Below are 26,092 nucleotides of genomic sequence, written 5' to 3' on the forward strand. Positions count from 1 at the left end.
AATCAGGAAGTTATGTGCCACAAATCGAAGGAGAAGAGCCTAATAAGCCAGCAAATCCAGATAAAGTGCCATATGACAAGACACCAGAAGAGCCAAGTGATAACCCAGCGTTACCATACGTACCAGGGTACACACCAAAAGATAAAGATGGCAATCCATTGACACCAGTGGACCCAGAGGACAAAACAAAAGGTTATGTGCCACCAAGCATTGTGAACCCACAAGACCCAACAGAAGATACACCAGTACCTTATGAGAAAAATCCAGAGGAAAAACCTGAACAACCAGGTGAAACAACAGGTAAACCAGAAGAGCAACCTGAGCAACCAGGTGAAACGACAGGTAAGCCAGAAGAGAAACCTGAACAACCAGGCGAAACAACAGGTAAGCCAGAAGAGCAACCTGAACAACCAGGTGAAACGACAGGTAAGCCAGAAGAAAAACCTGAGCAACCAGGTGAAACGACAGGTAAGCCAGAAGAGCAACCTGAACAACCAGGCGAAACAACAGGTAAACCAGAAGAGCAACCTGAACAACCAGGTGAAACGACAGGTAAGCCAGAAGAAAAACCTGAACAACCGGGTGAAACAACAACTAACCCAGATGGTAACAAACCTGGAACATCAACAGGAAAATATGTGCCACAGGTACCAGGTAAAGACTTGCCAGCAATACCTTATGAGCCAACATCAGAAAATCCAAATGATAAGCCAGTATTACCATACGTACCAGGTTATACACCAAAAGATAAAGATGGCAATCCATTGACACCAGTGGATCCAACAGATGAAACAAAAGGATACATTCCACCGGTACCACAAGATCCAACAAAAGATACAACAGTACCTTATGAGAAAAATCCAGAGGAAAAACCTGAACAACCAGGTGAAACAACAGGTAAACCAGAAGAGCAACCTGAGCAACCAGGTGAAACAACAGGTAAACCAGAAGAGCAACCTGAGCAGCCAGGTGAAACAACAGGTAAACCAGAAGAGCAACCTGAACAACCAGGTGAAACAACAGGTAAACCAGAAGAGCAACCTGAACAACCAGGTGAAACAACAGGTAAACCAGAAGAGCAACCTGAACAACCAGGTGAAACAACAGGTAAGCCAGAAGAGCAACCTGAGCAACCGGGTGAAACAACAACTAACCCAGATGGTAACAAACCTGGAACATCAACAGGAAAATATGTGCCACAGGTACCAGGTAAAGACTTGCCAGCAATACCTTATGAGCCAACATCAGAAAATCCAAATGATAAACCAGTATTACCATACGTACCAGGTTATACACCAAAAGATAAAGATGGCAATCCATTGAAACCAGTGGATCCAACAGATGAAACAAAAGGATACATTCCACCGGTACCTCAAGATCCAACAAAAGATACACCAGTATCTTACGAGAAAAATCCAGAGGAAAAACCTGAACAACCAGGTGAAACGACAGGTAAGCCAGAAGAGAAACCTGAGCAACCAGGTGAAACAACAGGTAAGCCAGAAGAAAAACCTGAGCAACCAGGTGAAACAACAGGTAAACCAGAAGAGAAACCTGAGCAACCAGGCGAAACAACAGGTAAGCCAGAAGAAAAACCTGAACAACCAGGTGAAACAACAGGTAAGCCAGAAGAAAAACCTGAACAACCAGGTGAAACAACAGGTAAGCCAGAAGAGAAACCTGAGCAACCAGGTGAAACAACAGGTAAGCCAGAAGAGAAACCTGAGCAACCAGGTGAAACGACAGGTAAGCCAGAAGAAAAACCTGAGCAACCAGGCGAAACAACAGGTAAGCCAGAAGAGAAACCTGAGCAACCAGGCGAAACAACAGGTAAACCAGAAGAAAAACCTGAGCAACCAGGGAATAAACCAGGAGGAAGCTATGTACCTAAGGTACCAGGACAAAACTTGCCAGAAGTACCGTATGGAGATAAACCAGTATTACCATACATTCCTGGTTACACACCAAAAGATAAAGACGGCAATCCATTGAAACCAGTGGATCCAACAGATGAAACAAAAGGATACATTCCACCAGTACCACAAGATCCAACAAAAGATACTGAAGTAATTTATACTAAGAACTCAGAAACTCAAGGTCAATCAGATACTCATTCAGAAACATCTGAATCAAACCAAAGCAGTTCAACTGATGAAAATCCAAGTTCTTCACAAAAATTATTACCTTACACAGGTTCAACAGATTACGCAAACTTACCATTATTAGGTATGTTAAGTATCTTAGGTGGGTTAATCCTTACTGTCCGTCGTAAAAAATCTGGCGAAAATAAATAGTACCTAACTATTCATATTGACTATACTAGTTAAGAAGACTCATTCTTTTCTAGTATAGTCTTTTTTTATGCTATCAATCTTAAAAAATGCACTAGAACAACAATTTTGTCTGGATATGAATAAGAAAGTTTAAAGAGTTTTTGTATGAGAAAGCAGATGCTAATAAAAGACGTGAAAACAAATTGATAAGACATGACTTAATATAAACACATAAAAACTAGACAGAAACATGGAAATACAATGTAGATGTCAAAATACTTGCAAAAAAACACTCCAAAAAAGTAATCTTTTTGAAGTGTTTTAGTGTTATATTTTATTCTACTCCCTAACTATCAAATAAAAAATGATAACGAATGGAAAATATTCCCGCTTATTCTTTATTTAGATATTAGCGTGATACATGAATTAAGGGATAAGTGTATCAAAGATGGCAGCACCTGATGTATTACTGGCTGTTTTTCTAGAAATTTCTGTTAAAAAGGTGGTAACAGTAGTGTTTAGTTCACCTTTTAAGGCAAAAATTCTTAAAGCATCTTTGAGTTGTTTGATGACATGCCTATCGAACTGTCCATTTTCTAAGGCATTTTTACCATGTCTTAAAATTTGACGGACAGGTTCAATGACAGTAGGATCTTGAACGAGTTCGTATAAAACGGATAATAAATCAACGTTTTCGCCTTGCCATTTAATATGCATGATGTCACTTCCTGTTCCTAAGGTTATTTTGAGAAAATTTGTGTTATAAAAATTATTTTACGATTAAATATTACAAAAAATTATAATTTAAATCAATATTTTTTTAAATTTTATCAATTGAATTATAATCAAATGCACTAAGATGATGAAATTCATTATAAATTAAGTATACTAAAAAACTTTGAAACCAGTACATTAGTATTGATGTCAAAGTTAATCTAAAGGGATTTTAATGGTGCAGCAAGATGTGCATTCGCTTAGCGACAATAATTGCTAGAATAGCTTTAATGGCATCGCCTATTAAGTAAGGCAGCATAAGAATGTGCAAAATTTTAACTAGCATTTCAATGGCTGAGTTCGCTGCAAAAATTTGTGGATTACTGGCTAATAGCACAAAATAAGGAATACCAACAGCGTATATCAAAAGTGACGCAATCATAACACAAAGATAAGTATACCATGACTTTTTGGACAGGTTAACCAGTATAGCCAGAGTTGTTGAGGCCACAATAAAACCAGCAGCAAATCCAAACTGTGGGGAACTCAAAATACCTTGAAATAAAATTTGAAAAATAAGACTGGCACTTGTTGAGATAAAGGCATATTTTGGTTTTAGCACCAAACCAATAAGTATGACAAAAAATGTTTGCAGTGTAATAGGTGGAATAAACCCTAATGGAATTCTAAAATAACTACTAATAAATAATAAGACAGCTAGTAATGCACTCAAAGTAATGTGTTTTGTTTTCATATTCATATATCTCCTTTAATCTAGGCGAGTAGACACTTCGCCGTAATGTAATGTATGTTGCGTTCCGTCCTCTTTTTGAATAATAAGCTCTCCATTGTCAGTAATGCCAATTGCTTTAGCGTGATAACTTGAATCGCTCTTAGGAAAAATTGTAATCTGTTGATTTAAAATATAACAATGCTGACGATAGTCATCTAAAAATGAAATATCTGGCAACTGATCAAGTAGAGTTAATAATTCATCAATAATAGCTAAAATCAATTGATTGATATTAATTGTCTGAGGACTTAAATACCCAATAATATGCTCAAGTTCTTGTGGAATCTCTTTATGGTGATACACATTTATGCCAATACCAATGACAATATATTCAATCAAATTAAGTTCCACATTCATAATACTTTCTGTTAAAATACCCCCTATTTTTTTATGCTGATAAAACAAATCATTAATCCATTTTATCGAAACGGTAATGCCCGTTGTTTTTTTGATAGCACGTAGAACAGCAACGGCACTCAAAGGTGTTGTTAAATGCAGCAAATGTTTAATATGATACGAACGGTAAAGAACACTTAAATAAATACCCGTGTCTTTTGGAGAATAAAATGTTCGAGAAAACCTGCCACGACCACTGGTTTGCTGCTTACTAATAAACAGTGCAACATCATCTGAATGCTTGTCTGCATATAGTTTTGCTTGAGTATTCGTTGAATCGACACTATCGTAAATAAAAACGGGATAATCAGATAAAGCACTATACAAGAGCGTCTTATCTAACTTAGTATTGGCACCTACCAATTTATATCCATAATGTTTATGACTATCTATAGTATAGCCGTCTTGACGCAATGCATGGATAGCTTTCCAAATAGCATTACGTGATAAATGTAAATCGCTAGCCAACTTATTTCCTGAAATAAACTGTGACGTGCCAAGCAATGTTTCTAATACGAGTTGTTTAGTATTCATAAATCCACCTACTCCTTTCTTTTAGTGACTTAAACTATCAGATTGCTCATTCACACTATACATGAAAGCAATTGATGTACCAAGTTACCATAGTATGATTACTAAATAACAGACACACATACTATGGACATTAATAAATGAACACCCACTGTATAGACATAGAATAGGGCATATTACAAAAATAGTCAACCATTATTTTTGAAAAGGTGACTAAAAGGTAGTTAGAAATTCATATTTTAGTATGAAATGTGCTATAATGAAATAAACTGCTTTCGCCAAAGAAAGCACATAAAAGAGTATCATGATAGACAGAACATTATTGGAGAATGAAAATGGAGAGAATTATTGTACGTGGTGGCAAAAAATTAACTGGAAAAGTTAAGGTAGAGGGGGCAAAAAATGCCGTTTTGCCCATTTTAGCAGCCAGTATTTTAGCAGAAAGTGGGAAAACAAACTTAGCAAATGTGCCCATCTTGTCTGATGTATATTTAATGAACGACGTGTTGAAGTCATTGCATGTCGATTTAAAATTTGACGAAACAACAAATACAATGGAAATTGATGCAACAGGAGACATTTCAACAACAGCACCATTCGAGTATGTGAGTAAAATGCGTGCCTCAATAGTGGTCATGGGGCCCCTATTAGCTAGAAAAGGATTTGCTCGTGTGTCCATGCCCGGTGGGTGTGCAATCGGGTCACGTCCTATAGATTTGCATTTAAAAGGGTTTGAAGCCTTAGGAGCAACCATTACAACATCAGCAGGCTTTATTGAAGCCAGAGCCGATAAACTAATCGGTAGTCACATTTATTTAGATTTCCCTAGCGTTGGAGCTACACAAAATATAATGATGGCAGCTACTTTGGCAGAAGGCACTACCGTTTTGGAAAATGTTGCAAGAGAGCCTGAAATTGTTGATTTAGCCAATATCTTGAATAAAATGGGTGCACGTATTAGTGGAGCAGGAACAGACACTATCCGAATTAAAGGTGTAAACTCATTGGTCGGTGCCTCACATTATGTTATTCCAGATAGAATTGAAACAGGAACATTCATGATTGCAGCAGCCATTACACAAGGCGATATTTTCATTGAAGATGCTATTAGCGACCATAACAAACCGTTAATGTCAAAATTACACGAAATGGGTGTCCGATTTGAAGATACAGATACAGGTATTCGTGTTATTGCACCAGAACACTTAAAAGGTACAGATGCTAAAACGATGCCACACCCTGGATTTCCAACTGACATGCAAGCACAAATGACAATAGCACAGCTATTATCAGATAGAGATACCATGATGACCGAAACAGTTTTTGAAAATCGTTTCATGCATTTTGAAGAATTACGTCGTATGAATGCGCAATTTCATATCGAAGGCTCAACAGTATTCATGCGTCCATCTCTTTGCTTGCAAGGTGCAGAAGTTGCTGCTACAGACCTACGAGCTGCTGCTGCATTAGTGCTTGCAGGATTGAGAGCAGATGGCTTTACACAAGTGGTTGAACTGAAATATTTAGATAGAGGATATTTTAAATTCCATGAAAAATTGGCTAATTTAGGAGCAGATATTGTACGTGTGCCAAATCGCTTAAGTGATGAGGACATGCAGCAACTATTTGTATAGCCGCGGAGGGTAGTATGCAAGAAAAAAAAGAAAAATCGAGAGCAATTGGGGCGACACGTTTTTTTGTGTCGGACAATGATTTATTCAAAGTATTATTAAGTATTGTTGTTTTTATTGTTCTCATACTCGTTTTTTTAATTATTGGATTAATTATTGGTTATGCTGTTATAGGTGATGGCAATCCTTGGGACGTATTACAATGGTACACATGGCAACACATTTTAGATTTTTTAAATTGAGTGAGGATAGGTTATGACACAACACATTTTAAAAGAAATTTTAGCATTTCGTGATGCACGTGGCTGGGGGAAGGCACACACTCCTAGAAACTTGGCAAGTTCTATTATCATTGAAGCAGCAGAATTACTTGAAAATTACCAGTGGGGAGAGTCTTATGCTAATGAGGAAAACGTGAAAGAAGAAATTGCAGATATTTTAATTTATACGTATATGTTGGCAAATCACTTGAACTTGGATATTGACACGATTATTCGTGAAAAACTCGAAAAAAATGCTATAAAATACCCTTTGCCTTAAAAACGACGTGACCTCAAGCTCTATAAAACTTGAGGTCACGCTATTTTATTTAAACTGCCCACCTTGTGCCAGTTGGTTTCCTTTTTTTAATTCATCAATAATAACAAACACGTTCTCTTTTGGTGCTCCCGTGTGTTTAACCACCGCTTCGGTAATATCGCTGACTAGAGCTTGCTTTTGCTCATGTGAACGTCCTTCTAACAATTCAATCCGTATAAATGGCATCTTTTTTCCTCCTTGATATATCTTATGTGCGTACTTTCTATATAGTATATGTCTAATATGGGTAAGGTCTTTCTATTTAGAAAGATTATTTAACGTGCCTTAATGCGTGCATATCATTACTGTGTGACTACAATATTAGGCTAGCTGTGTTAAAAAATGGCGTAAGCGTGCCATAGATTCTTGTAAAACCGGCATACTTGTTGCGTAGCTAATACGAATGTGATTTTCTCCACCTTTGCCAAAAACAGAACCAGGGATAACGCCGACTTTCCCTTGAATAGCTAATTGTGTGGCGAATTGCTTATCGTCTAGGTGAACATGTTTAGGTAAACGTGGGAACAAGTAAAATGCTCCATCAGGAGAAACTACTTCAAAGCCCATGTCTGTCAGTTCATAAACAAGATAGTCACGGCGTTCTTTATACGCTTGTCGCATTGTGAGAATAGCGTCATCACCGTTATTAAAAGCTGTTGCTGCTCCAATTTGAGCAAATTGAGAGCCAACGGGTGTACTTGATTGATGTGCCTTAAAAATGGCTTCAAATAAATGTTTAGGTGCAGCGATAAACCCTATTCTCCAGCCCGTCATAGCGTATGTTTTAGAGGCACCATTTAATAAAATCGTTTGTTGTGGCAAATAGCGTGCAATGGAATCATGAGCTTGATCATATACCAGCTCGCTATAAATTTCATCACTAATGACAATAATACCCAATTCTTCAGCCACTTTGGCAAATGCTTGAAGTTCCTCTGTGGAATACGTTACCCCAGTTGGATTAGACGGATACGTAAGCACAACAACTTTAGCGTGTGGATAGGCTTGTTTTGTGGCTCTTAACTGTTCAGGAGTCAATAGAAATTGACTATTGGACGTATCCACCGGAATAAATTCTCCGCGATTGATTAGTGTACAGAGTTCATATTGTGGAAATGCTGGAGTTGGAACAATAACAGCGTCCCCAGGATTAATTAAGGCTTGCATAACAGCAGCCAAACCTTGCGACTCCCCAGTTGTGACAATAATTTGTGAAGCATCATACTTTAATGTGTAACGTCTATCCAACCAGTCAACAAAAGCATTAATTAAAACAGGCATACCTTTTGAGGGGGCATACCCATTAAAACCATCGTCAATAGCTTTTTTTCCGGCTTCTTTCACGAAATCAGGCACATCAAAATCAGGAGCACCGATAGTTAGTAAATGGATTCCCTCTGTTTTAGCGAACAATTCATTATAAGCCAAAATTTCTGAGGCAACAATATGTTGTAGTGCAGTATTAGTCATATAAAACACGTCCTTTCATAAATTAAGATAAGCATACAGTAAACATAGACGAAAAGCAAGACATTCAAAGAAAAATTGTCCGTTCCCACCTAAAAAAATAAACAACTTTTTTAGGTGTCCAGTCTATCCAAAAACAGATGTATAGTAAAGAAAAAATTATCTGTTGTAAAGCCTGTACGTTCCTTTCCATAATGCGCTGCTTATCCTATGCGAGTTCCACATTTAATTTATAAATAGACAGAAAAGATGAAAGGTCTCCTGCATGACAAAACAATATGACTCCACCCATGCTACTTGTTAGGTATCCTAATATTAACAACTAGCCAAATCTACTGTATCACCAAGCATGCTCCTAAAAATCGTGTTGGTAAACTAAAGTTTACTAACACAATAAAAATGACAAGGCATAAAAAAGGTTCTAAATAACAAAAACTGTGAGAAATTTATATTATATAGAAATAACTCTCATGGAAAAGTAAGTCATTAAACATGGTGAAAACCCTTGATACTACTGTGTTTCTCGTTGTAAAAAAAGTGTTTTTTTCGTATAACGAAAAAGACTTGCTTATTTTTTGCGAAAAAACGCATTTGTATATACAAATGCTATGCTCGCCAAATAGAAAAAGTTGTTTTTTTAAGGTTATAGTTTTATAAAAAATACATAAAAATAACCAAAGAAAAATTTTAAAATTGACAAAATAGTGTAAATCGTTTATTTTAATTTTAACAAAAAATGTACATTGATAAATTAAGAAATAGCGTTTTTTCGCATTATAATATTCGAGCGACAACACAACGGACTAAGGAAGTTATCTTAGTTTGAGTTGTCTGCAAGACAAATCGAATGCGAAAAAAGGGAAAAGTCAACGGTAGCGGACTGTAAGGAGCATAAGGAGTTGACTTTTCTCTAGCTATAGAGACACCCCAAACAGTTTGGTTGATCTTAGAGGCTAAAGGGGTACGGGGACTAGTCCTCGTTACAAAGATTAACCTTATCTGAACAGAGTGGCAGAGGACTGTGGTGGTGTAAACCACCATAGTCAGATAATCCCCTTTCACTAAGTAGTAGGGGTAACTCTAGGAAAACTGTGTCAGAAATATAGAGAAAACATTGATATATCAAGGATAATCTTTGTTGACAAGTTTTAAAATAAATGTCAACAAAAAAAGAGTAATTAGTATAAACTAGTTGCTCTTTTTGTTTTGTATATGTCTAAAATAGAAAATAAGGTGGTTTTTAGAGTTTTTATAAATGATATTAAAATTGATTATACGTGCTTTATTTTGCGTTTTAGGTACATTATATAAAAATTAGTAAACGGTAATTTGCTAGTTTTGTTTTTTGTTAGTTAAAAACTCAATCACATAAACATTATTATAACACAGAAAAATATATAATATAAGACTGTTTTTTACAATTATTTTGTGGTATGCTTTCATTAAGTTATATTAATATTCCGTGGAAAGAAGGAGATACCAATGTTTATTTAATTTTTTCTATTGTTATCTTATATTATTATTTACAAAGGAGTGAGTTTTTATGAATAAAAAAATTGTAAAGTCATTTTCTTGTTGTTTATTAGGTACATGTTTGTTTAGTACTGTTTTGTCAAATGGTTTTAATGGTTATGCAGTAGAATCTATAATTATTGATGATGTAGATATTTCAAATTATGTAGACAGTTACAATTATCAATATATTTCAAAATTGTCTAATGAAAAAGCAATAATTTACAAAAATGCTTTAAAATTAGGTTTGTCAAATAAAAAATTGGGTAAACAAAGTATTGATAAAGTTATTGAAAATATTGATAAATTAGCAGCTAAAGAAAATGATATTCCTATATTTGAATTTAGAGGGAATTTTTGGGATGGACAAGGTATTACAACGGATGAATTAGGAGCTACTATTGATGTTGCTCTTATGGTTTTAACTGGTGGAGCTCCTGGTGGAGCTAAAGCTGCTGTCCAAGCTTTAATTGCTAAGCATGGTAAACATAAAGCTGTTCAAATTATTGCGAGTAAATTATCTTCATTGGGATTAGGTGCTTTTGTATCTAAAATTATTCCGTTTATAGATGCGTTTATTTATTTAACTTCTCCAGGTAAAGGAATTGCTAGTTTTATTGATTCTATTGATTTTCATAAAGATAATGGAAGAATTAACTTATGGCCTTAAAAAATATATTTAGATGTCTATTTTCTGGAATATGTTTTGCATTATTAGGAATTTTATTAAAATTATTATTTAATGTGGAATATATATTTTTTAGATGGTTTATATTTGGAGTTGCAAGTAAATTTGGAGAGTTAATGGTTTTGTTTATTTTAAATAAAAGAAAAAATAAAACTAGATAGTTTTGTAGGATAATCGTATTATTTAAAGATTTTATTATTTTTATGTTTAACATTGATTATAAAAATATTGATGGATAGCACTTAAATCAAACTTTATCAGATATGACAAAGTATTTTAAAAGATTGTTTGAGATGTACATTTAAATTTTATTATAATATTTTTTACTATTTAATTTCATAAAATAAAGGGGTAAATTGTTATGAATAAAAAAATTGTAAAGTTATTTTCTTGTTGTTTATTAAGTACATGTTTGTTTAGTGCTGTTTTGTTAAATGGTTTTAATGGTTATGCAGTAGAATCTATAATTATTGATGATGTAGATATTTCGAATTATGTAGACAATTACAATTATCAATATATTTCAAAATTGTCTAATGAAAAAGCAATAATTTACAAAAATGCTTTAAAATCAGGTTTGTCAAATAAAAAATTAGGTAAACAAAGTATTGATAAAGTTATTGAAAATATTGATAAATTAGCAGCTACTATTGATGTTGCTCCTGGTGGAGCAAAAGCTGCTATTAGTGCTTTAATTTCTAAAGTTAGAAAACAAAAAGCTATGGAAATAATTTTAAATAAATTATCTCAATTGGGTTTGGGTGCGTTTAAAGAACAGATTAAAAAAGCGTTGCCTTGGATTGTTGCTTTAACTTCTCTGGATAGAGGTATTGCTAGTTTTATTGATTCTATTGATTTTCATAAAGATAATGGGAGAATTAACTTATGGCCTTAGAAAAATTTTTTATTGGTTTGTTAAAATACACTGTTGTTACGTGTATTTTTATGTGGATTGCTTGTTTTTTATTAAATAAAGAATATAGTTTTATACAGTGTATTTATATTTCTTTATTATTTAAATTATCTGAATTTTTTCATGAATGGAAATCAAAAAAGAAAAAATAGCGTTTTTTTGCATTATACTATTTAATCGATAATATAACATTGTGTAAAGGATATTAATGGTGATTGTAATGAAAAAATTTTTTTGTTAGGAAGTTTATTTGGAGTTTTAATTTATATACTCATTAAGTATATTTTTTAAAAAAATTAAAATATATTCATATTTTTTAGAACTGTTTTTTTAATGAAAAAAAGTTCTTTCTTATCTTGATACTATATCTTTTGTTTACTAACACAATAAAAATGACAAGGCATAAAAAAGTTCTAAATAACAAAAACTGTGAGAAATTTTTAAATAAAGATTTCTCACAGTTTTAAATACATTACTTCAGACAATGTAGTCCTAAGTGTTTAATGGTTACGTTTTTCTTTCTGTTCAATTGCTAGTTGAATAATATAATCAGCTAAATGAATATTTCTAACGAGTAAAGGGCCGTGAAAATAGCTACAAAACACATTTTTGTAGCGAGCACCTTCCGTGTTATCTTCGTTGTTGTTGCCACAACCTTGTTGAACGGTACCTAGAGGTTTCATATTTTCGCCCAAAAATGTACGGCCATTATGATTTTCATACCCTGCATACGTCATGCCGGTCTGTTCATCAAAAATAGAAATATCTCCAATGAAACGATTATTATCTTGACTTAATGTGTAATGATCTAAAGCACTAATGCCCTCAATTTTTTCGCCATTTGCGCCAATATAATAATGCCCTAATAATTGATACCCACCACAAATAGCAACGACTACACCGTCTTGCTCAATATAGCGTGTCAAACTGTCCTTTTTATGCTGAATATCCTTAGACACTACTTTTTGTTCATAATCTTGACCACCACCAAAGAACACAACGTCAAAATCTTCAGGATTGAATGTATCGTCTAAACTCACTAAAGTTGTTTCCACGTGATACCCTTGTTTCTTTGCTCGCCATTGTAAAATAAGTAAATTGCCATTATCCCCATAAGTATTCAATAAATCGCCATATAAGTGACAAATTCGCAAGGTTTTCATTAATCAAGCTCTCCTTTCACGTACCCTTGTGTAGCTAACTCTTTTCTGATTTGTAGCATTGCCGTGTATGTTGCTAAAACATTCACTCGCTTACTTGGTGCTTGTTTAATGGCAGTAATAACTTCGCTTATTGTCGGACACACTTGCATATCTTCGTATCCTGCCACTTCTAAACGCAAATGCATTTCAGCATGCCTTGCTCCTCCAACGACCACATGCTCAATAGTCAAATGATGCAATTCCTCGAACTGTCCGTCCCAAATCCAACTCACATCCCGTCCGTCAGCATAATTATCATTCAAAACGGCAATCAACGTACAGGGATTATCATCTAACTTCAATAGCTCTAATACTTGGTTTAACCCTACCGGATTTTTGATTAAGTTGATTAACACGTGTTTATCGTCCACTTGAACAAGTTCTTGTCTGCCAAATACACGTTGTGCTTGTGTAAATCCTGTTTGAATAGCATCGGCAGAAATATCAAATAGACGAGCCACAGAATACGCAGCTAGAGCATTATAAATATTGTACACACCAGCTATGCCGATTGTAAAAGGATGGTGGTCAATCGTAAATTTAGAATAGTCTAAAGTCAACTCATCAATAGATGTTAACGTAAAATCAAGTTCTGAACGTTTGAATGAGCAATTTGGACAGAAATAATGCCCTAAATTTGCATAACTAATATGTCGATAATGCAAGACTTTCTCACAATGTGGGCAGAGTACATTATCTGTATTATAGTGAGCTTTTATATCAGCTTCTGGTTTATCTGAAAAACCAAAGAAAAGTTGTTTATTCGGTAGCGATACAGAATTAAAAATAGGGGCATCACCATTAGCAAGTACAATGGTGTCTTTGGATAAAGTAATGCCGTCTAAAATTTTTCGGTAAACGGTATAAATTTCACCAAAACGATCCATTTGATCACGAAAAATATTTGTAGTGACCACAATTTTAGGATTTAAAAAGGGAACAACATACACTAAATTAGCTTCGTCGACTTCTAAAACAGCTATCTTCTCTTCATTTGGTACACTGCGATGAGATAAAAATGCAGATACAATCCCTTGTTGCATATTTGAACCAGTCGAATTGGTCAATAAATTTGGGTATTTTTGTTTTAGTGCTTGAACAGTAAGGGCAGTTGTTAATGTTTTGCCATTTGTTCCTGTAATGATGATTGTTTCATAGTCTTTTGCCAAATCAGATAGCACGTGTTTATCAATGGTTAAAGCCAGTTTCCCAGGATAACTTCCGCCAGTTTTCCCTAATAGACGTAAGGCAAATTGCGAGCATTTTCCTATCGCAATAGCACATTTACTTTTCAAAGACATGTTCATTCTCCTTTATTTTCAACGTTTTACATGTATATTAAGATAATCTGTAATCATGCCTTCCTACAACACGTAGTCTGTAAAGATAGGCACATATATTGGCTAACATCACTAGAGAGATGTTAATGGTTAGTCAAATCAAATGGATTTGCTAAAAATGATATAAGCATTATATCATACTTGTAAAAGATAGAGAAAAAAACTGTTCATAGTAATTGAAACACCCGACTATTTAATGTATTATAAATGACAAGAAGATGAGAAAGTAAGAGGTATTTATGGCTAAACAAGGAGATTATAGCGTACAAGATGTATTTGATATGTGTCGTGCGTATATGAATGATGAACATGTGTCATTTATACAAAAAGCATACGCATTTGCCAAAAAAGCACATGAGGGCATTGTCCGGAAATCAGGAGAACCTTACATTATTCATCCAGTGCAAGTGGCAGGTATGTTGGCGAAATTGTATATGGACCCATTTACTGTTGCTACTGGTTTTTTACACGATGTTGTTGAAGATACAGAGTATACCTACGAAGATATGGTTAAAGAATTTTCTCAAACAGTAGCCGATTTAATTGAAGGTGTTACTAAAATTGGGCAAGTCGAGTACCAATCAAAAGTAGAAAATAAAGCCGAAAATCATCGTAAAATGTTACTGGCAATGTCAAATGATTTACGTGTGATTATTATTAAATTGGCAGATAGATTGCATAATATGCGTACTATGGAATACCAGACGCCAGAAAAACAAAAACAAAAATCAGAAGAAACACTAGAAATTTACGCTCCTTTGGCACATCGACTAGGGATGAGTAAAATTAAATGGGAATTAGAAGATTTGTCTTTACGGTATTTAGAAACAGAACAATACTACAATATCGTTAAATTAATGAAAGACCGGCGTGAAGAACGAGAACGCATGGTTCAAGAAACCATTGATACCCTAAAAAAAGTGGTAACGGATATGTCTATTACGGCAGAAATCAATGGGAGACCTAAACACATTTATTCCATTTATAAAAAAATGGTCAATAAGAAAAAAGAATTTGATGAAATTTATGACTTACTAGCCGTTCGTGTTTTAGTAAGCGATATTAAAGATTGTTATGCAGTATTAGGAGCAGTACATACAAAATGGACACCTCTACCGGGACGATTTAAAGACTATATTGCTATGCCTAAGCCAAATATGTACCAATCCTTACATACTACTGTCATAGGTCCGGGGGGAACACCCGTTGAAATTCAAATTCGTACATTTGAAATGCACCGTATCGCTGAAAACGGTGTGGCTGCCCACTGGGCATATAAAGAAGGCGTGACACGTCAAGTAGAAGAGACCCCACTACAAAACCACATGAACTGGTTTAGAAATTTATTAGATCTACAACAGGACTCACAAAATGCTAGTGATTTCATTGAAAGTGTAAAAACAGACATTTTCAAAGATAGAGTTTACGTCTTTACACCAAAAGGTGACGTCACGGAATTGCCAAAAGGTTCAGGTCCACTAGATTTTGCGTATAGTGTGCATACCGAATTAGGAAATAAAACGATAGGTGCTAGTGTCAATGGACGTCAAGTTGGACTAGACACACGTTTAAAAACAGGCGATATTATCGAAATTAGGACAAGTCATAATGCCAAACCAAGTCCTGACTGGTTAAAATTTGTGGTCACAAGTCGGGCAAGAAACAAAATTAAACGCTATTTCAAACTTCAAGAGCGTGATATAAGTATACAACGTGGCAAAGAGATGTTAGAAAAAGCCATTCACGACTTAGATTTTGATCCAAAAGAATTTATGACCAAAGAAAAAATGATGGATATTATTGAACGTTTCAATACTACAAATGAGCAAGACATCTATGCCTCTATTGGTTTTGGAGAACTTTCAGCACTATCTGTATGCAACCGTCTAACCGAGGACGAAAGACGTCTACGTGAAAGTGAACTAGAAAAACAGAAACTCTTTTCTGAACCAGAAAAACCAAAACAAGCCATGAAAATTCGTGACGAAAATGGAATTATCGTGTCTGGTGGGGATAACCTGCTTATTCGATTAAGCCGTTGTTGTCGCCCGGTGCCTGGCGATTTAGTCGTTGGCTATATCACAAAAGGGCATGGGATTTCTGTACACCGACAAGACTGCCCAAATGTTCACGTGTCAGGTCAAGAAAAAAATAGATTGATTGATGTCGAATGGGATGCCGTTGCTGCTAAAAAGACATTAAATTATGACACCGAACTTATTATTACAGGATACGATAGACATGGTATCTTTACAGATATAGTCAATACCGTCAATAGTATTGTGAAACGTCTAAACAGTATCCATGCAAAAGTTGACGACAATACGCAAACCGTTACCGTTACACTAAGAGTGGGTATTCAAGACATTGGAGAACTCGATAGACTAGTCGAAAAACTAAAAATGATTACCGATGTTTATCGTGTGCATCGTGTTATTTCATAACGATTCCACAAGTAAACTGTTCTCCTAGTGTAGCTTAAAAATCGAAATCATTAGAGATTAAGTGCCCATGCTTACACGTTTTTTTGTGAAGAGATGTATTGAAAAAATGTTTGAATGATAAATGAAATGCCATTTTATATAAAATTGTGGTAAAATAGGACATACAAATTGTGAAAACTAGAAAAAAGAGATACAAATGTGACATGGCATAATGATGTAACTAAACGGAATGTAGGTGAATAGATGAAAATTATTATACAACGTTGTAAACAGGCAAACGTTAAAATTGATGAGCAATGTGTTGGTCAGATTGATAAAGGTTACGTGTTATTGGTTGGTGTAGCACAAGAGGACACGCTAGAGGACATTGACTATGCTGTCAAAAAAATAACAAACATGAGGCTATTTTCTGATGACAATGGAAAAATGAATATTGCACTACAAGATATTGGTGGCTCGATTTTGTCTATTTCACAATTTACATTGCTAGCAGACACTAAAAAAGGTAATCGTCCAAGTTTTACGAAAGCTGCTGCTCCACAAAAAGCAAAAGAATTTTATGACATCTTTAACACAAAACTAAGAGAGCAAGGTTTAGTTGTTGAAACAGGACAATTTGGTGCAGATATGCAAGTAGCACTAGTAAATGATGGACCAGTCAGCATTATATTAGATACAAAAGACAATAAAAGACCACTATAACGTAGTAAAGAGTAAACTTTAGGAACAGAAATAATCAGCAGCAAAAGAGTCATGATAAAATAATATGTTATGTAAACAAGATACTGAAATACACTATCTGTTTAACACGCATGTAGGCATTGTACACTAGCAAATAGAAGTTATCATACGTTAGGAAAGAAATAAAATAAAGCAATAAACTGTATAGTATACATAGTATAAACGAGTCAGGAGTGAGTGAATGTGAAAAAGCTATATCGTTCAAGAAAGGATAGAAAAATTGCAGGAGTTTGTGGAGGTTTTGCTGAATATTTTGGAATAGATTCCATGGTTGTACGCCTAATTTTTGGTGTTGTCATTGCTTTTCTAGTGTTGCCAACGTTTGGTACGGCAGTAATCTTATACATTGTTTTGGCTTTAGCTATTCCAAACGATCCATTTATTTCAGGCGATGATTATTTTGACTCTCCTTTCAAATAACAGGAAAGATGCATAGACAGCTTTAAATTTAGGGGTAAAACCTTTGATTTAAAGCTGTTTCATGTTTTATCTCAACCATTTAAAAATAGTACACCAAACATTCTTTTTATGGTACACTAGATACATCACACTCAAGGAGTTTTTATGAGTATATTAAAATCAGACGAACGCATAGACAAACTAATACGTGAAAATATTGATATTATTCAAAGTAAATCCGTGTTTTCATTCTCTTTAGATGCCGTTCTTTTAGCTTATTTTGCCCAAATTCCACAAACCAAACAAGCCGTTATTGTTGATGCCTGTTCTGGAAATGGTGCAGTAGCGTTCATGTTATCCGCCAAAACGACAAATAAAGTAATCGGTATTGAATACCAAGAACGATTAGCAGATATGGCTTGGCGAACCATTCAGTTGAATGGATTATCAGGAAAAGTTGACATCATACATGGAGATTATACACACGCTGAACAGTGGTTGGCGTATGATAGTGTAGATGTTGTCACATGTAATCCACCATACTTTGCAAGAGAACATCATCAATGCATTCATGAAAAAGAAACATACGCTCTAGCTCGCCATGAAATCACCATTACATTAGAGGAATGGGTGTCTACGAGTGCCAAGCTGTTGAAAATGGGGGGGAAATTGTACTGTGTACACCGTCCAGAACGTCTTGTTCAAATTCTGGCGGTCATGCAAGCAAACCGTCTTATGCCAAAACGTTTACAATTTGTGCATCCTAAAGCACAAAAAGAGGCCAATATTGTATTAATTGAGGCTATAAAAGACGGAAAAGCAAACGGCACAAGAATATTGCCGAATATTGTTGTCTTTGATGACCAAGGGAAATACACACCGTTCATGCAGGAGGTTTTATATGGATAAAGCCCACTATTTTTACGTGCTAAAATGTGCAGATAACACCTATTATGCTGGATACACAACAGATGTCAATCGCCGTGTTCATGAGCATAATACCTCTGAAAAAGGTGCGAAATACACAAAAGTAAGACGTCCTGTAATGCTTATTTATACCGAAAAATATGATACACGTTCATTAGCGACTAAAGCTGAAGCTCGTTTTAAAAAATTAAGTCGAACACAGAAAGAAGCATTTTTATATGATACACCAACAAAAAAGTTTTGAATCCCATTCAGTAGGCACCCTCTATTTAGTGCCAACACCTATTGGAAATTTGGAGGATATGACCTATCGTGCCGTCCATATACTACAAAGTGTGGATATTATTGCCTCTGAAGACACAAGACATACACAGAAATTATTAAACCATTTTTCTATTCATACACCACAAAAAAGTCTACATGAACACAATGTGTTAGAACGTGTGCCACAGCTTGTGGAGCTACTACAAAAGGGAGCTAATATCGCTCAAGTAAGTGATGCTGGCATGCCATCAATTAGTGATCCGGGACATGAACTTGTTCAAGCCTGTATTGCACAAGGCATTCCTGTAGTGTCTCTTCCTGGAGCAAGCGCGGGACTAACTGCACTCATTGCATCTGGTTTATCGCCGAAACAATTTTATTTTCACGGATTTTTGCCTCGTAAAAAGCAAGAACAAGTGGCACTTTTCCAACACTTGCTTATCAAAGAGGAAACATTAATCTTTTATGAATCGCCTTTTCGCATAAAAAAAACACTACATGCTATGGCAGAGGTTTTTCATCATAAGCGACAAGTTGTGCTATGTAGAGAACTAACCAAACGACATGAAGAATACATTCGTGGACATTTATCTGACTTAATAGAGTGGGCAGAAACACATGAAATCAAAGGAGAATGTTGCGTGCTTGTTTCTGGGTGTTTGCCTGAGGAAAAGCAAGATAACTTAGATACACAAAAAATGCCTGAATATCTAAGCATTATTGATCAAGTAGCGTGGGTTATGGAAAAAGAGCAACTTAGTCAAAAAGATGCCATAAAAAAAGTGGCGAAATATTTAGGGAAAACTAAGCAAGATATTTATAAAATAGTACATGGAGGTTAGTATGGAAACATTAGTATTAGGTGGATACACACGGGATACAAATAAAGGTATTTCAACAGTTGTATTAGATACAGAACAAGGGAAATTACACGATGTTATATTACAAGCAGAAGTGAACTCCCCTACATATTTGGAAGCAATCGGTGATTTTGTATTTACAGTTGTGAAAGAAGATGACTGGGCAGGTATTGGGCTATTTGAAAAAGAAGAAACTGGGTATCGCCAAATTACAACTGCTCTAACAAAAGATGTTAATCCACCGTGTTATGTGTCCTTTGATAGACAAAGACAACTGGTGTATAGTGCCAACTATCATCAAGGTTTTTTTGAAATTACACAATTAACAGATGAAGGATTGGAAATTGTTGATTCTGTTCAACATGAGGGAAGCAGTATACACGACAATCAAAAAAGTGCACATGTACATTATGTGCAAATGGATAGAGCTAATGAATGTTTATTAGTGTGCGACTTGGGAACAGATGAGGTATATACATATCGCATTTTAGAAGATAATACCGCTCAAGAAGTTGCGAGGTATAACAGTGCAAAAGGATTTGGACCACGTCATCTTGTTCAGCATCCAAGTTTGCCTATTATATATATTATAGGTGAATTGTCAAATGAGATAGATATTTGTGCTTACCAAAATGGCATACTGACACATATTGAAACGGTATCACTATTACCCGATACCTATACTGAGTGGAGTGGTGCTGCTGCCATTCGTATTAGTCAAGACGGACGCTTTGTGTACGCTTCAAACCGTGGACATAATAGTATTGTCGTTTATAAAGTGTTAGAAACAGGACTTTTAGAAGTTGTAGAGTGGGTCAATACCCGTGGACATATCCCTAGAGATTTTAATTTTAATCGTACTCAAGAATTCATCATTGTTGGGCATCAAGAAGATGGAGTACTTGCTTTATTCAAGCGTGACCATCAAACAGGAAAACTTACTTATTTAGATCAAAAAATTGCACCGGAATGTGTCTGTGTTGCGTCTATTCAATCGTAATAAACACATCTAAACAGCTCTAAATCAGATACTTATCTCGATTTGGAGCTGTTTTTATATTTCGGGTCTTTGTCAAATTGATGCCTAAATAGTCATGTTTTTCTACAATACAAGCAAGAGCAGTGTATTTTATAATTCATGAATAGTGGGAACAAGGTTATTTTGCATGACAAAGGTATGCATCTCTTTTGTAGGAGAGTGCTATTTATTAGTAAAAACGTATTAAAAAACGATGTTATAAAATGTAACATGGTTTGCCGGTTTTACTTGTTTATTTACTGCGAGTTTGTTATGATAGAGCCAAAAGAGCCAGTTATGGAAAGGTAATAGACAACTTAAGGAGTAAGATGATGAGAGAAAAGGAAATCAGACGCTCGATGCCAGCATTTCCCATTGGAACAATGATGATGTTGACAGATTTGACTGCTAGACAAATCAGATATTATGAAGAACAAGGATTGATTTGTCCAAAACGCTCTGAAACGAATCGGCGTTTGTATTCTTTAAATGACATTGATAGACTTCTTGAAATTAAGGACTATTTGTCTGAAGGGTTGACAATCGTGGCGATTAAAAAAATCTATTTGCGTGAAAAAGAAACAAAACAGGTTACACCACAAAAAATACTCACAGATGAAGATGTTCGGAAAATTTTGTATAAAGAATTACTAAACCAAAGAGAATGGCGATATAAACTATAGAAAAGAGATGACTTATGGGAAAATCTATCACAAAAGAAAGCATTATTCAAGAAGCTAAGGAAAAAGATGTTCGTTATTTAAGATTGATGTTTACAGACATTTTAGGAACTATTAAAAATGTTGAAGTACCAATCAGTCAATTAGGTAAAGTATTAGACAATAAAATGATGTTTGACGGTTCTTCAATTGAGGGATTTGTGCGTATTGAAGAAAGTGACATGTATTTATATCCAGATTTAAGTACATGGTTAGTTTTCCCATGGGATAGTGGACATGGAAAAATTGCACGTTTTATTTGTGATATTTACAATCCAGACGGAACACCATTTGCAGGAGATCCACGTGCGAATTTAAAACGTGTTTTAGGTGAAATGAAAGGATTAGGATTCACAGAGTTTAACTTAGGGCCAGAGCCAGAGTTTTTCTTATTCAAATTAGATGAGCAAGGCAATCCAACAATGAAACTAAATGATGAGGGAGGCTATTTTGATTTAGCCCCTACGGATACAGGTGAAAACTGCCGTCGTGATATTGTACTACAATTAGAAGAACTTGGATTTGATATTGAAGCAAGTCATCATGAAGCAGCTCCGGGACAACATGAGATTGATTGGAAATATGCAGATGCTCTAAGTGCGTGTGATAATATTCAAACATTTAAGCTAATCGTTAAAACAGTGGCACGTCAACATGGACTACATGCTACATTTATGGCAAAACCTGTTCATGGAATAAACGGTTCAGGAATGCATTGTAATGTGTCTTTATTTACAGAAAAAGGCAATGCATTTTATGATGCCAGCAAAGAAGACGGATTAAGTCAGACAGCTTTGCATTTTATTGCAGGACTATTAGAGCATGCTAGAGGGTATACAGCAATTTGTAATCCAACGGTCAACTCATACAAACGTTTAGTTCCAGGATATGAAGCACCTGTTTATGTTGCATGGAGTGAGCAAAACCGTTCGCCATTAATTCGTATTCCTGCTGCAAGAGGGAACTCAACACGTGTTGAATTGCGCAGTGTTGATCCAATGGCAAATCCATATTTAGCCATGGCAGTATTAATCAAATCTGGTTTAGACGGCATTATCAATGAAAAAATGCCTCCAGCGGCTGTAAACCGCAATATTTATCAAATGTCTTTAGAAGATAGAGAACATGTAGGCATTGCAGATTTACCTGGCGACTTAGCAGAAGCATTAGTTGAGTTACAAAAAGATGATGTTGTGCTTGCTGGGTTAGGAGAGCATATTAAACAAAACTTTATTGCGGAAAAAACATTAGAATTCCAATCTTACCGCACACAAGTTACCAAATGGGAATTAGAGCATTATTTAGGACAATATTAAAACATATCGTGTTGGCGAGCAAAATCGTTCGCCAACACGATTATTTTTTGGTTCTATAATAAATAGGGTTGATGAAAAAAGTTCATTAATCCTATTTGACATAGAACCTATTTTTTATAACTAAGGGAAGCAAATCTGTTTTTACCGATACTATTTAATCAACTCCTATAAGGCTAATAGGCTCAATTGATTTTAAATGAGGATTTTTACTCTAAAATATAGCTGTTTGGCAAAAACAGGTTTTTAATGTATGGAAAAAATACTGTTAGGCAAACAGAGTTAAATGAGTTTATAATAAAGTCTTTTCTGTGAATACAAGGAAAGATAGCATAAGACAAGTATTTGTGCTATGGTGTCTTAGTTTATTTAAGTAAGGCTTTAGATTGTAGTATTTTTAGCTATGTTTAACGTTTCGTTTTTATAATAGCGTTTAAGATAGATGATGTGCTAGTTGTCAATGAATGTTACATAACGTTTATATAGTAAAATAAGACAATCCACGGGAAACGAATGCAATTCCTATTTTAAGCACACTGTACGTGGATAATCTTTTAAAATTGTATAGACTAGTGTGTTGTGTTCATTAGCCCAGTATATGTGAATAAAGTGTAAATTTATATGCTTTTCCTAAGAAATGATAAAATACATATATTTGCAATATAGAGGTTGATTATGTATAAAAAATAGCAAAAACGCATTAATTAATGTAATTTTTTAGGATAAAATGTTTATAAAGTTAAAATGAAATGAGATTTTTTGAATAATTATGCATTATTTCAAGTGATTACAAATAAGGAATTTTTATTGATAAATTCGGATATAACACTAAAAAATATAGTTTTTTTAAATTTGGAAACGATTTTAAAATTAAAAAATAAACTTTTTCATGAGAAATAAAATGAAATTTAAGATAAAATTATTCATATTTTTGTTGAAATTTAGTATAATATACACGTTGCACGTCATATGTTGGTCTTCACATATAGTGCATGATTCCGATATAAGACTGCATAGGAATTTGAAATATTAAGGGGAGAGATATGATTACAATTAATGATATTGCTAAACGTGCAGGAGTTGCGAAAAGCACAGTATCGAGATTTTTAAATGGTGGGAGTGTTAGTGAAAAGACCAAGCAAAAAATTCGTGAGATTATTCAAGAAACAGGCTATGAACCGAATGTGTTTGCACAGAGTCTTAAAGCTAAACGTACCGGATTAATAGGCGTGATTATTCCTAGATTAGAATCAGCGGCTACTAATAGCATCTTAAAAGGGATAGATGATGTCGCTCATATAAATAATCAAAGAGTGTTGATTGTAAATACAAATCAGGAAGAACAACGTGAGTTAGAAGCAATTCGTGTATTAGCACGCCAAAAAGTCGATTGTATAGTTCTAATTGCTACGGTATTTAAAGAGGAGCATAGAGAATTGGTAAAATCTATTGAAACACCAGTCATTGTCTTAGGGCAGCGTGTTGAAGATATTCCATCAGTTAGTTATGATGATTATCAAGCAGGACGCTTAATTGCCGAACATGTGATGACTTTAGGTCACAAAAAAGTTGCGTATGTTGGTGTAGCAGCAGAGGATTATGCTGTTGGTTATTTAAGACAAAAAGGTGTTGAGGATACACTAGTAGAACGTGGTGTGGAGCTAGAGTGCTACCAGACAAGTTTTCATTTAAAAGATGCTTATCAATTAGGACTGAAAATTTTACCCGATTTAACAGCAACGTATGTTATTGCAGCAACAGATAACATTGCTTTAGGTTTGTTAAAAGCAGCGTATGCATGCAATAAACGTGTGCCAAAAGATTTCTCGCTGTCTGGTTTTGGAGGATATGAAAGCACTACGGCTGTCTATCCAACAATTACGACAGTAAAATTCCCGTACGAAGAAGCAGGACGATATGTGTTAGAAAAATTTAATCAAGATGATTATGCGGGAGAAACAATTTTATCTGTGAAATTATTAGTGAAGAAATCAACTGATTTTTATGAAAACAGATAAAAATATATGGGAATTTCTGAAAAAACACGAAAATGTTTTCTTTCAATAAAGAGCGTTACATTTTCATATTTTTTCGGTTATTCTTTTGTCATAAATAAAACCGGTTTTTATTTGACGTATGTACTAAAGGAGAACGTACTATCATCAATATAAACATATTGTCAAAGGTGTTATTAGAGCAGTAGGTGAACAAGGGAAAATTTGAATGGTTACACATTGTGCAAGACGTCTACGGGTTATGACTATGAATGAAATAAAAACTGATAAAGAATGTGTTAAAAATATTGAATTGATTGAAGGGTGTTATTTAACTTAGGACAATGTCAGATTATTTTTTAGAACAAGGCAATCAATAAAATGTATGAAACGGTTGGTGTTTTTGATACAGAAAAAAGTGAGTATAACAGAGATAAGACACAACACTATAAATCAGAGTGTTAGTTTGAAGTCGTTTGAATACATGTGAAATATTTTACATAATTTTTAGGGATAGAAAAAGATTTCCCATAATTGTAAACACCTCGTTTTTTCAGTTCTACGAAATGACTACGGACGTGATTAAGGTGAATAGGTTATGAACAAAATATATGTAATTATTGTGGGGCGTATGAAGCAAGAGAAAAATTGGAAAAACAGAGTAGATTTTATCTAGAAATATGTCAATAGAAAATGAAAATGTCCCAAAATGTGAGCCATTATAAGTGCAATGATTTTCAAAAAAATCATTGCACTTATAGGGCAAAATAATGTATGCTATTAAAGTATCAAGCAAGCTTGTTGTCTTGATACTCTTCAAGAGTTTTTCCAATACTCTTGAGATAGCGTTTGAAAGATGCCAGTTTCCACGGGTGTGATTGTGGTGGAACGTATTGGCGTCTTTCTTTTTTTATATTCTCACCCAAATCAAACACCGCTGAATGCTCTTCATGTGTTAACAAACAACGTGTGGCATAAATGTTGTCAGCGATATTCAAGAAAATATCCCCATTAAATGCTTCAATAACCAACGCTTTTGTGTGTCGTGAAAAATAAACACCTTTCCCATTTTGAACAGGTAAATAGTGATTGTTTTTAAAGCGTATATGATGTCCATCATCTATTTTACGTTCAGTAACCTTACCCAATAAGAGATTGATTTGCGATGGCTTAGGTGCCGTTTCATACACACTCTGTGTCATTTTTTCTCCAAATTGTTTATTGAACGATTTTATCCATCTTTTTAAAAAATGATTAGCTTCTTCCAGTGTTGAAATGCCATGTCGTTCCAAATCAACAGGTAATCGGGATTGTAAGGTATTGTTTAAACGTTCCACACGTCCTTTCCCCTGTGGAATAGATGTTGTTTTAAGG

General features: G+C 34.7%; 23 protein-coding genes and 1 pseudogene. 16 read left to right on the forward strand and 8 right to left on the reverse strand.

Annotated features, from left to right (window positions below; all coding sequences use genetic code 11):
• On the forward strand, positions 1–2,294 hold a 2,294-nt coding region (locus tag E4T68_RS09945; protein ID WP_209305053.1), incomplete at its 5' end, for an LPXTG cell wall anchor domain-containing protein.
• A gap of 405 nt (positions 2,295–2,699) precedes the next feature.
• On the opposite strand, the gene E4T68_RS04645 is transcribed toward E4T68_RS09945, so the two are convergent.
• The 3 genes from E4T68_RS04645 to E4T68_RS04655 form a co-directional block, all read right to left on the reverse strand.
• Positions 2,700–2,990, reverse strand: a complete 291-nt coding sequence (locus E4T68_RS04645) for a bacteriocin immunity protein (protein ID WP_135124594.1) — start codon at positions 2,988–2,990, stop codon at positions 2,700–2,702.
• 229 nt (positions 2,991–3,219) lie between these two features.
• Positions 3,220–3,741: a biotin transporter BioY gene (locus tag E4T68_RS04650; RefSeq protein WP_167753816.1), complete on the reverse strand. Its 522-nt coding sequence runs from the start codon at positions 3,739–3,741 to the stop codon at positions 3,220–3,222.
• A 15-nt stretch (positions 3,742–3,756) separates the two neighbouring features.
• Entirely contained in the window at positions 3,757–4,710 is a 954-nt protein-coding gene (locus E4T68_RS04655) for a biotin--[acetyl-CoA-carboxylase] ligase (RefSeq protein WP_135124598.1), read from the reverse strand.
• Positions 4,711–5,042: 332 nt separating this feature from the next.
• Between E4T68_RS04655 and murA the strand changes: the two genes are divergently transcribed.
• The 3 genes from murA to E4T68_RS04670 are packed head-to-tail and all read left to right on the forward strand — an operon-like array spanning position 5,043 to position 6,878.
• Complete coding sequence (gene murA, locus E4T68_RS04660; RefSeq protein WP_135124600.1) at positions 5,043–6,341, forward strand: UDP-N-acetylglucosamine 1-carboxyvinyltransferase; 1,299 nt, start codon at positions 5,043–5,045, stop codon at positions 6,339–6,341.
• A 14-nt stretch (positions 6,342–6,355) separates the two neighbouring features.
• On the forward strand, positions 6,356–6,580 hold the full coding sequence (locus tag E4T68_RS04665) for a DNA-directed RNA polymerase subunit beta (RefSeq protein ID WP_135124602.1): 225 nt from the start codon (positions 6,356–6,358) through the stop codon (positions 6,578–6,580).
• A 13-nt stretch (positions 6,581–6,593) separates the two neighbouring features.
• The gene (locus E4T68_RS04670) at positions 6,594–6,878 is read left to right on the forward strand and encodes a nucleotide pyrophosphohydrolase (RefSeq protein ID WP_135124604.1); all 285 of its coding nucleotides are present in this window, start codon (positions 6,594–6,596) and stop codon (positions 6,876–6,878) included.
• Positions 6,879–6,923: 45 nt separating this feature from the next.
• Here E4T68_RS04670 and E4T68_RS04675 read toward each other — a convergent pair whose 3' ends face one another.
• Together E4T68_RS04675 and E4T68_RS04680 are read right to left on the reverse strand one after the other, a co-directional pair.
• Positions 6,924–7,124 (reverse strand): 2-hydroxymuconate tautomerase, encoded by a 201-nt coding sequence (locus tag E4T68_RS04675; RefSeq protein WP_256359884.1) that lies wholly within the window; start codon positions 7,122–7,124, stop codon positions 6,924–6,926.
• Positions 7,125–7,238: 114 nt separating this feature from the next.
• Positions 7,239–8,387, reverse strand: a complete 1,149-nt coding sequence (locus E4T68_RS04680) for a pyridoxal phosphate-dependent aminotransferase (protein ID WP_135124608.1) — start codon at positions 8,385–8,387, stop codon at positions 7,239–7,241.
• Positions 8,388–9,927: 1,540 nt separating this feature from the next.
• Here E4T68_RS04680 and E4T68_RS04685 point away from each other — a divergent pair.
• Both E4T68_RS04685 and E4T68_RS04690 read left to right on the forward strand, forming a co-directional pair.
• Entirely contained in the window at positions 9,928–10,566 is a 639-nt protein-coding gene (locus E4T68_RS04685) for a hypothetical protein (RefSeq protein WP_135124609.1), read from the forward strand.
• A gap of 379 nt (positions 10,567–10,945) precedes the next feature.
• Positions 10,946–11,479 (forward strand): hypothetical protein, encoded by a 534-nt coding sequence (locus tag E4T68_RS04690; protein WP_135124611.1) that lies wholly within the window; start codon positions 10,946–10,948, stop codon positions 11,477–11,479.
• A 518-nt stretch (positions 11,480–11,997) separates the two neighbouring features.
• On the opposite strand, the gene E4T68_RS04695 is transcribed toward E4T68_RS04690, so the two are convergent.
• Positions 11,998–12,660: a type 1 glutamine amidotransferase gene (locus E4T68_RS04695; RefSeq protein ID WP_135124613.1), complete on the reverse strand. Its 663-nt coding sequence runs from the start codon at positions 12,658–12,660 to the stop codon at positions 11,998–12,000.
• The gene (locus E4T68_RS04700) at positions 12,660–14,000 is read right to left on the reverse strand and encodes a Mur ligase family protein (RefSeq protein WP_135124615.1); all 1,341 of its coding nucleotides are present in this window, start codon (positions 13,998–14,000) and stop codon (positions 12,660–12,662) included. Before E4T68_RS04700 ends, E4T68_RS04695 begins: the two co-directional genes overlap by 1 nt.
• A 278-nt stretch (positions 14,001–14,278) precedes the next feature.
• On the opposite strand from E4T68_RS04700, the gene E4T68_RS04705 reads away from it, so the two are divergent.
• The 10 genes from E4T68_RS04705 (at position 14,279) to E4T68_RS04750 (ending at position 24,742) form a co-directional block, all read left to right on the forward strand.
• Positions 14,279–16,483, forward strand: coding sequence for a bifunctional (p)ppGpp synthetase/guanosine-3',5'-bis(diphosphate) 3'-pyrophosphohydrolase (locus E4T68_RS04705; protein ID WP_135124617.1), 2,205 nt, complete (start codon positions 14,279–14,281; stop codon positions 16,481–16,483).
• A 243-nt stretch (positions 16,484–16,726) separates the two neighbouring features.
• Positions 16,727–17,185 (forward strand): D-aminoacyl-tRNA deacylase, encoded by a 459-nt coding sequence (gene dtd, locus E4T68_RS04710; RefSeq protein WP_135124619.1) that lies wholly within the window; start codon positions 16,727–16,729, stop codon positions 17,183–17,185.
• A gap of 222 nt (positions 17,186–17,407) precedes the next feature.
• On the forward strand, positions 17,408–17,644 hold the full coding sequence (locus E4T68_RS04715) for a PspC domain-containing protein (protein ID WP_135124621.1): 237 nt from the start codon (positions 17,408–17,410) through the stop codon (positions 17,642–17,644).
• 144 nt (positions 17,645–17,788) lie between these two features.
• Positions 17,789–18,532 (forward strand): tRNA1(Val) (adenine(37)-N6)-methyltransferase, encoded by a 744-nt coding sequence (locus tag E4T68_RS04720; RefSeq protein WP_135124623.1) that lies wholly within the window; start codon positions 17,789–17,791, stop codon positions 18,530–18,532.
• On the forward strand, positions 18,525–18,794 hold the full coding sequence (locus E4T68_RS04725) for a GIY-YIG nuclease family protein (RefSeq protein ID WP_135124625.1): 270 nt from the start codon (positions 18,525–18,527) through the stop codon (positions 18,792–18,794). The genes E4T68_RS04720 and E4T68_RS04725 overlap by 8 nt, the downstream gene beginning before the upstream one ends.
• On the forward strand, positions 18,772–19,656 hold the full coding sequence (gene rsmI, locus E4T68_RS04730) for a 16S rRNA (cytidine(1402)-2'-O)-methyltransferase (RefSeq protein ID WP_194185086.1): 885 nt from the start codon (positions 18,772–18,774) through the stop codon (positions 19,654–19,656). Before E4T68_RS04725 ends, rsmI begins: the two co-directional genes overlap by 23 nt.
• Position 19,657: 1 nt before the next feature.
• Complete coding sequence (locus tag E4T68_RS04735) at positions 19,658–20,674, forward strand: lactonase family protein (RefSeq protein ID WP_167753817.1); 1,017 nt, start codon at positions 19,658–19,660, stop codon at positions 20,672–20,674.
• A 350-nt stretch (positions 20,675–21,024) separates the two neighbouring features.
• The gene (locus E4T68_RS04740) at positions 21,025–21,375 is read left to right on the forward strand and encodes a MerR family transcriptional regulator (protein WP_135124631.1); all 351 of its coding nucleotides are present in this window, start codon (positions 21,025–21,027) and stop codon (positions 21,373–21,375) included.
• Between the two features lie 14 nt (positions 21,376–21,389).
• Positions 21,390–22,727, forward strand: a complete 1,338-nt coding sequence (glnA, locus tag E4T68_RS04745; protein WP_135124633.1) for a type I glutamate--ammonia ligase — start codon at positions 21,390–21,392, stop codon at positions 22,725–22,727.
• Between the two features lie 1,040 nt (positions 22,728–23,767).
• A complete protein-coding gene (locus E4T68_RS04750) occupies positions 23,768–24,742 on the forward strand; it encodes a LacI family DNA-binding transcriptional regulator (RefSeq protein ID WP_135124635.1) in 975 nt (324 codons plus the stop codon).
• A 764-nt stretch (positions 24,743–25,506) separates the two neighbouring features.
• On the opposite strand, the pseudogene E4T68_RS09275 reads toward E4T68_RS04750, so the two are convergent.
• Positions 25,507–26,092, reverse strand: a pseudogene (locus E4T68_RS09275) (ISNCY family transposase); the annotation flags it as partial.

It is taken from the genome of Granulicatella sp. WM01 (genome assembly GCF_004570605.1).
GTDB lineage: Bacteria > Bacillota > Bacilli > Lactobacillales > Aerococcaceae > WM01.

Excerpts from the sequence above, each read along its gene's own strand:
- E4T68_RS04690 (WP_135124611.1), top strand. The coding sequence starts at position 10,946 with ATGAATAAAAAAATTGTAAAGTTATTTTCTTGTTGTTTATTAAGTACA.
- E4T68_RS04670 (WP_135124604.1), top strand. The coding sequence starts at position 6,594 with ATGACACAACACATTTTAAAAGAAATTTTAGCATTTCGTGATGCACGT.
- E4T68_RS04655 (WP_135124598.1), bottom strand. The coding sequence starts at position 4,710 with ATGAATACTAAACAACTCGTATTAGAAACATTGCTTGGCACGTCACAG.
- E4T68_RS04725 (WP_135124625.1), top strand. The coding sequence starts at position 18,525 with ATGGATAAAGCCCACTATTTTTACGTGCTAAAATGTGCAGATAACACC.
- E4T68_RS04750 (WP_135124635.1), top strand. The coding sequence starts at position 23,768 with ATGATTACAATTAATGATATTGCTAAACGTGCAGGAGTTGCGAAAAGC.
- E4T68_RS04645 (WP_135124594.1), bottom strand. The coding sequence starts at position 2,990 with ATGCATATTAAATGGCAAGGCGAAAACGTTGATTTATTATCCGTTTTA.
- E4T68_RS04700 (WP_135124615.1), bottom strand. The coding sequence starts at position 14,000 with ATGTCTTTGAAAAGTAAATGTGCTATTGCGATAGGAAAATGCTCGCAA.
- E4T68_RS04735 (WP_167753817.1), top strand. The coding sequence starts at position 19,658 with ATGGAAACATTAGTATTAGGTGGATACACACGGGATACAAATAAAGGT.
- murA (WP_135124600.1), top strand. The coding sequence starts at position 5,043 with ATGGAGAGAATTATTGTACGTGGTGGCAAAAAATTAACTGGAAAAGTT.
- E4T68_RS04720 (WP_135124623.1), top strand. The coding sequence starts at position 17,789 with ATGAGTATATTAAAATCAGACGAACGCATAGACAAACTAATACGTGAA.
- E4T68_RS04650 (WP_167753816.1), bottom strand. The coding sequence starts at position 3,741 with ATGAAAACAAAACACATTACTTTGAGTGCATTACTAGCTGTCTTATTA.
- E4T68_RS04705 (WP_135124617.1), top strand. The coding sequence starts at position 14,279 with ATGGCTAAACAAGGAGATTATAGCGTACAAGATGTATTTGATATGTGT.
- E4T68_RS04695 (WP_135124613.1), bottom strand. The coding sequence starts at position 12,660 with ATGAAAACCTTGCGAATTTGTCACTTATATGGCGATTTATTGAATACT.
- E4T68_RS04680 (WP_135124608.1), bottom strand. The coding sequence starts at position 8,387 with ATGACTAATACTGCACTACAACATATTGTTGCCTCAGAAATTTTGGCT.
- E4T68_RS04665 (WP_135124602.1), top strand. The coding sequence starts at position 6,356 with ATGCAAGAAAAAAAAGAAAAATCGAGAGCAATTGGGGCGACACGTTTT.
- E4T68_RS04685 (WP_135124609.1), top strand. The coding sequence starts at position 9,928 with ATGAATAAAAAAATTGTAAAGTCATTTTCTTGTTGTTTATTAGGTACA.
- E4T68_RS04740 (WP_135124631.1), top strand. The coding sequence starts at position 21,025 with ATGAGAGAAAAGGAAATCAGACGCTCGATGCCAGCATTTCCCATTGGA.
- glnA (WP_135124633.1), top strand. The coding sequence starts at position 21,390 with ATGGGAAAATCTATCACAAAAGAAAGCATTATTCAAGAAGCTAAGGAA.
- dtd (WP_135124619.1), top strand. The coding sequence starts at position 16,727 with ATGAAAATTATTATACAACGTTGTAAACAGGCAAACGTTAAAATTGAT.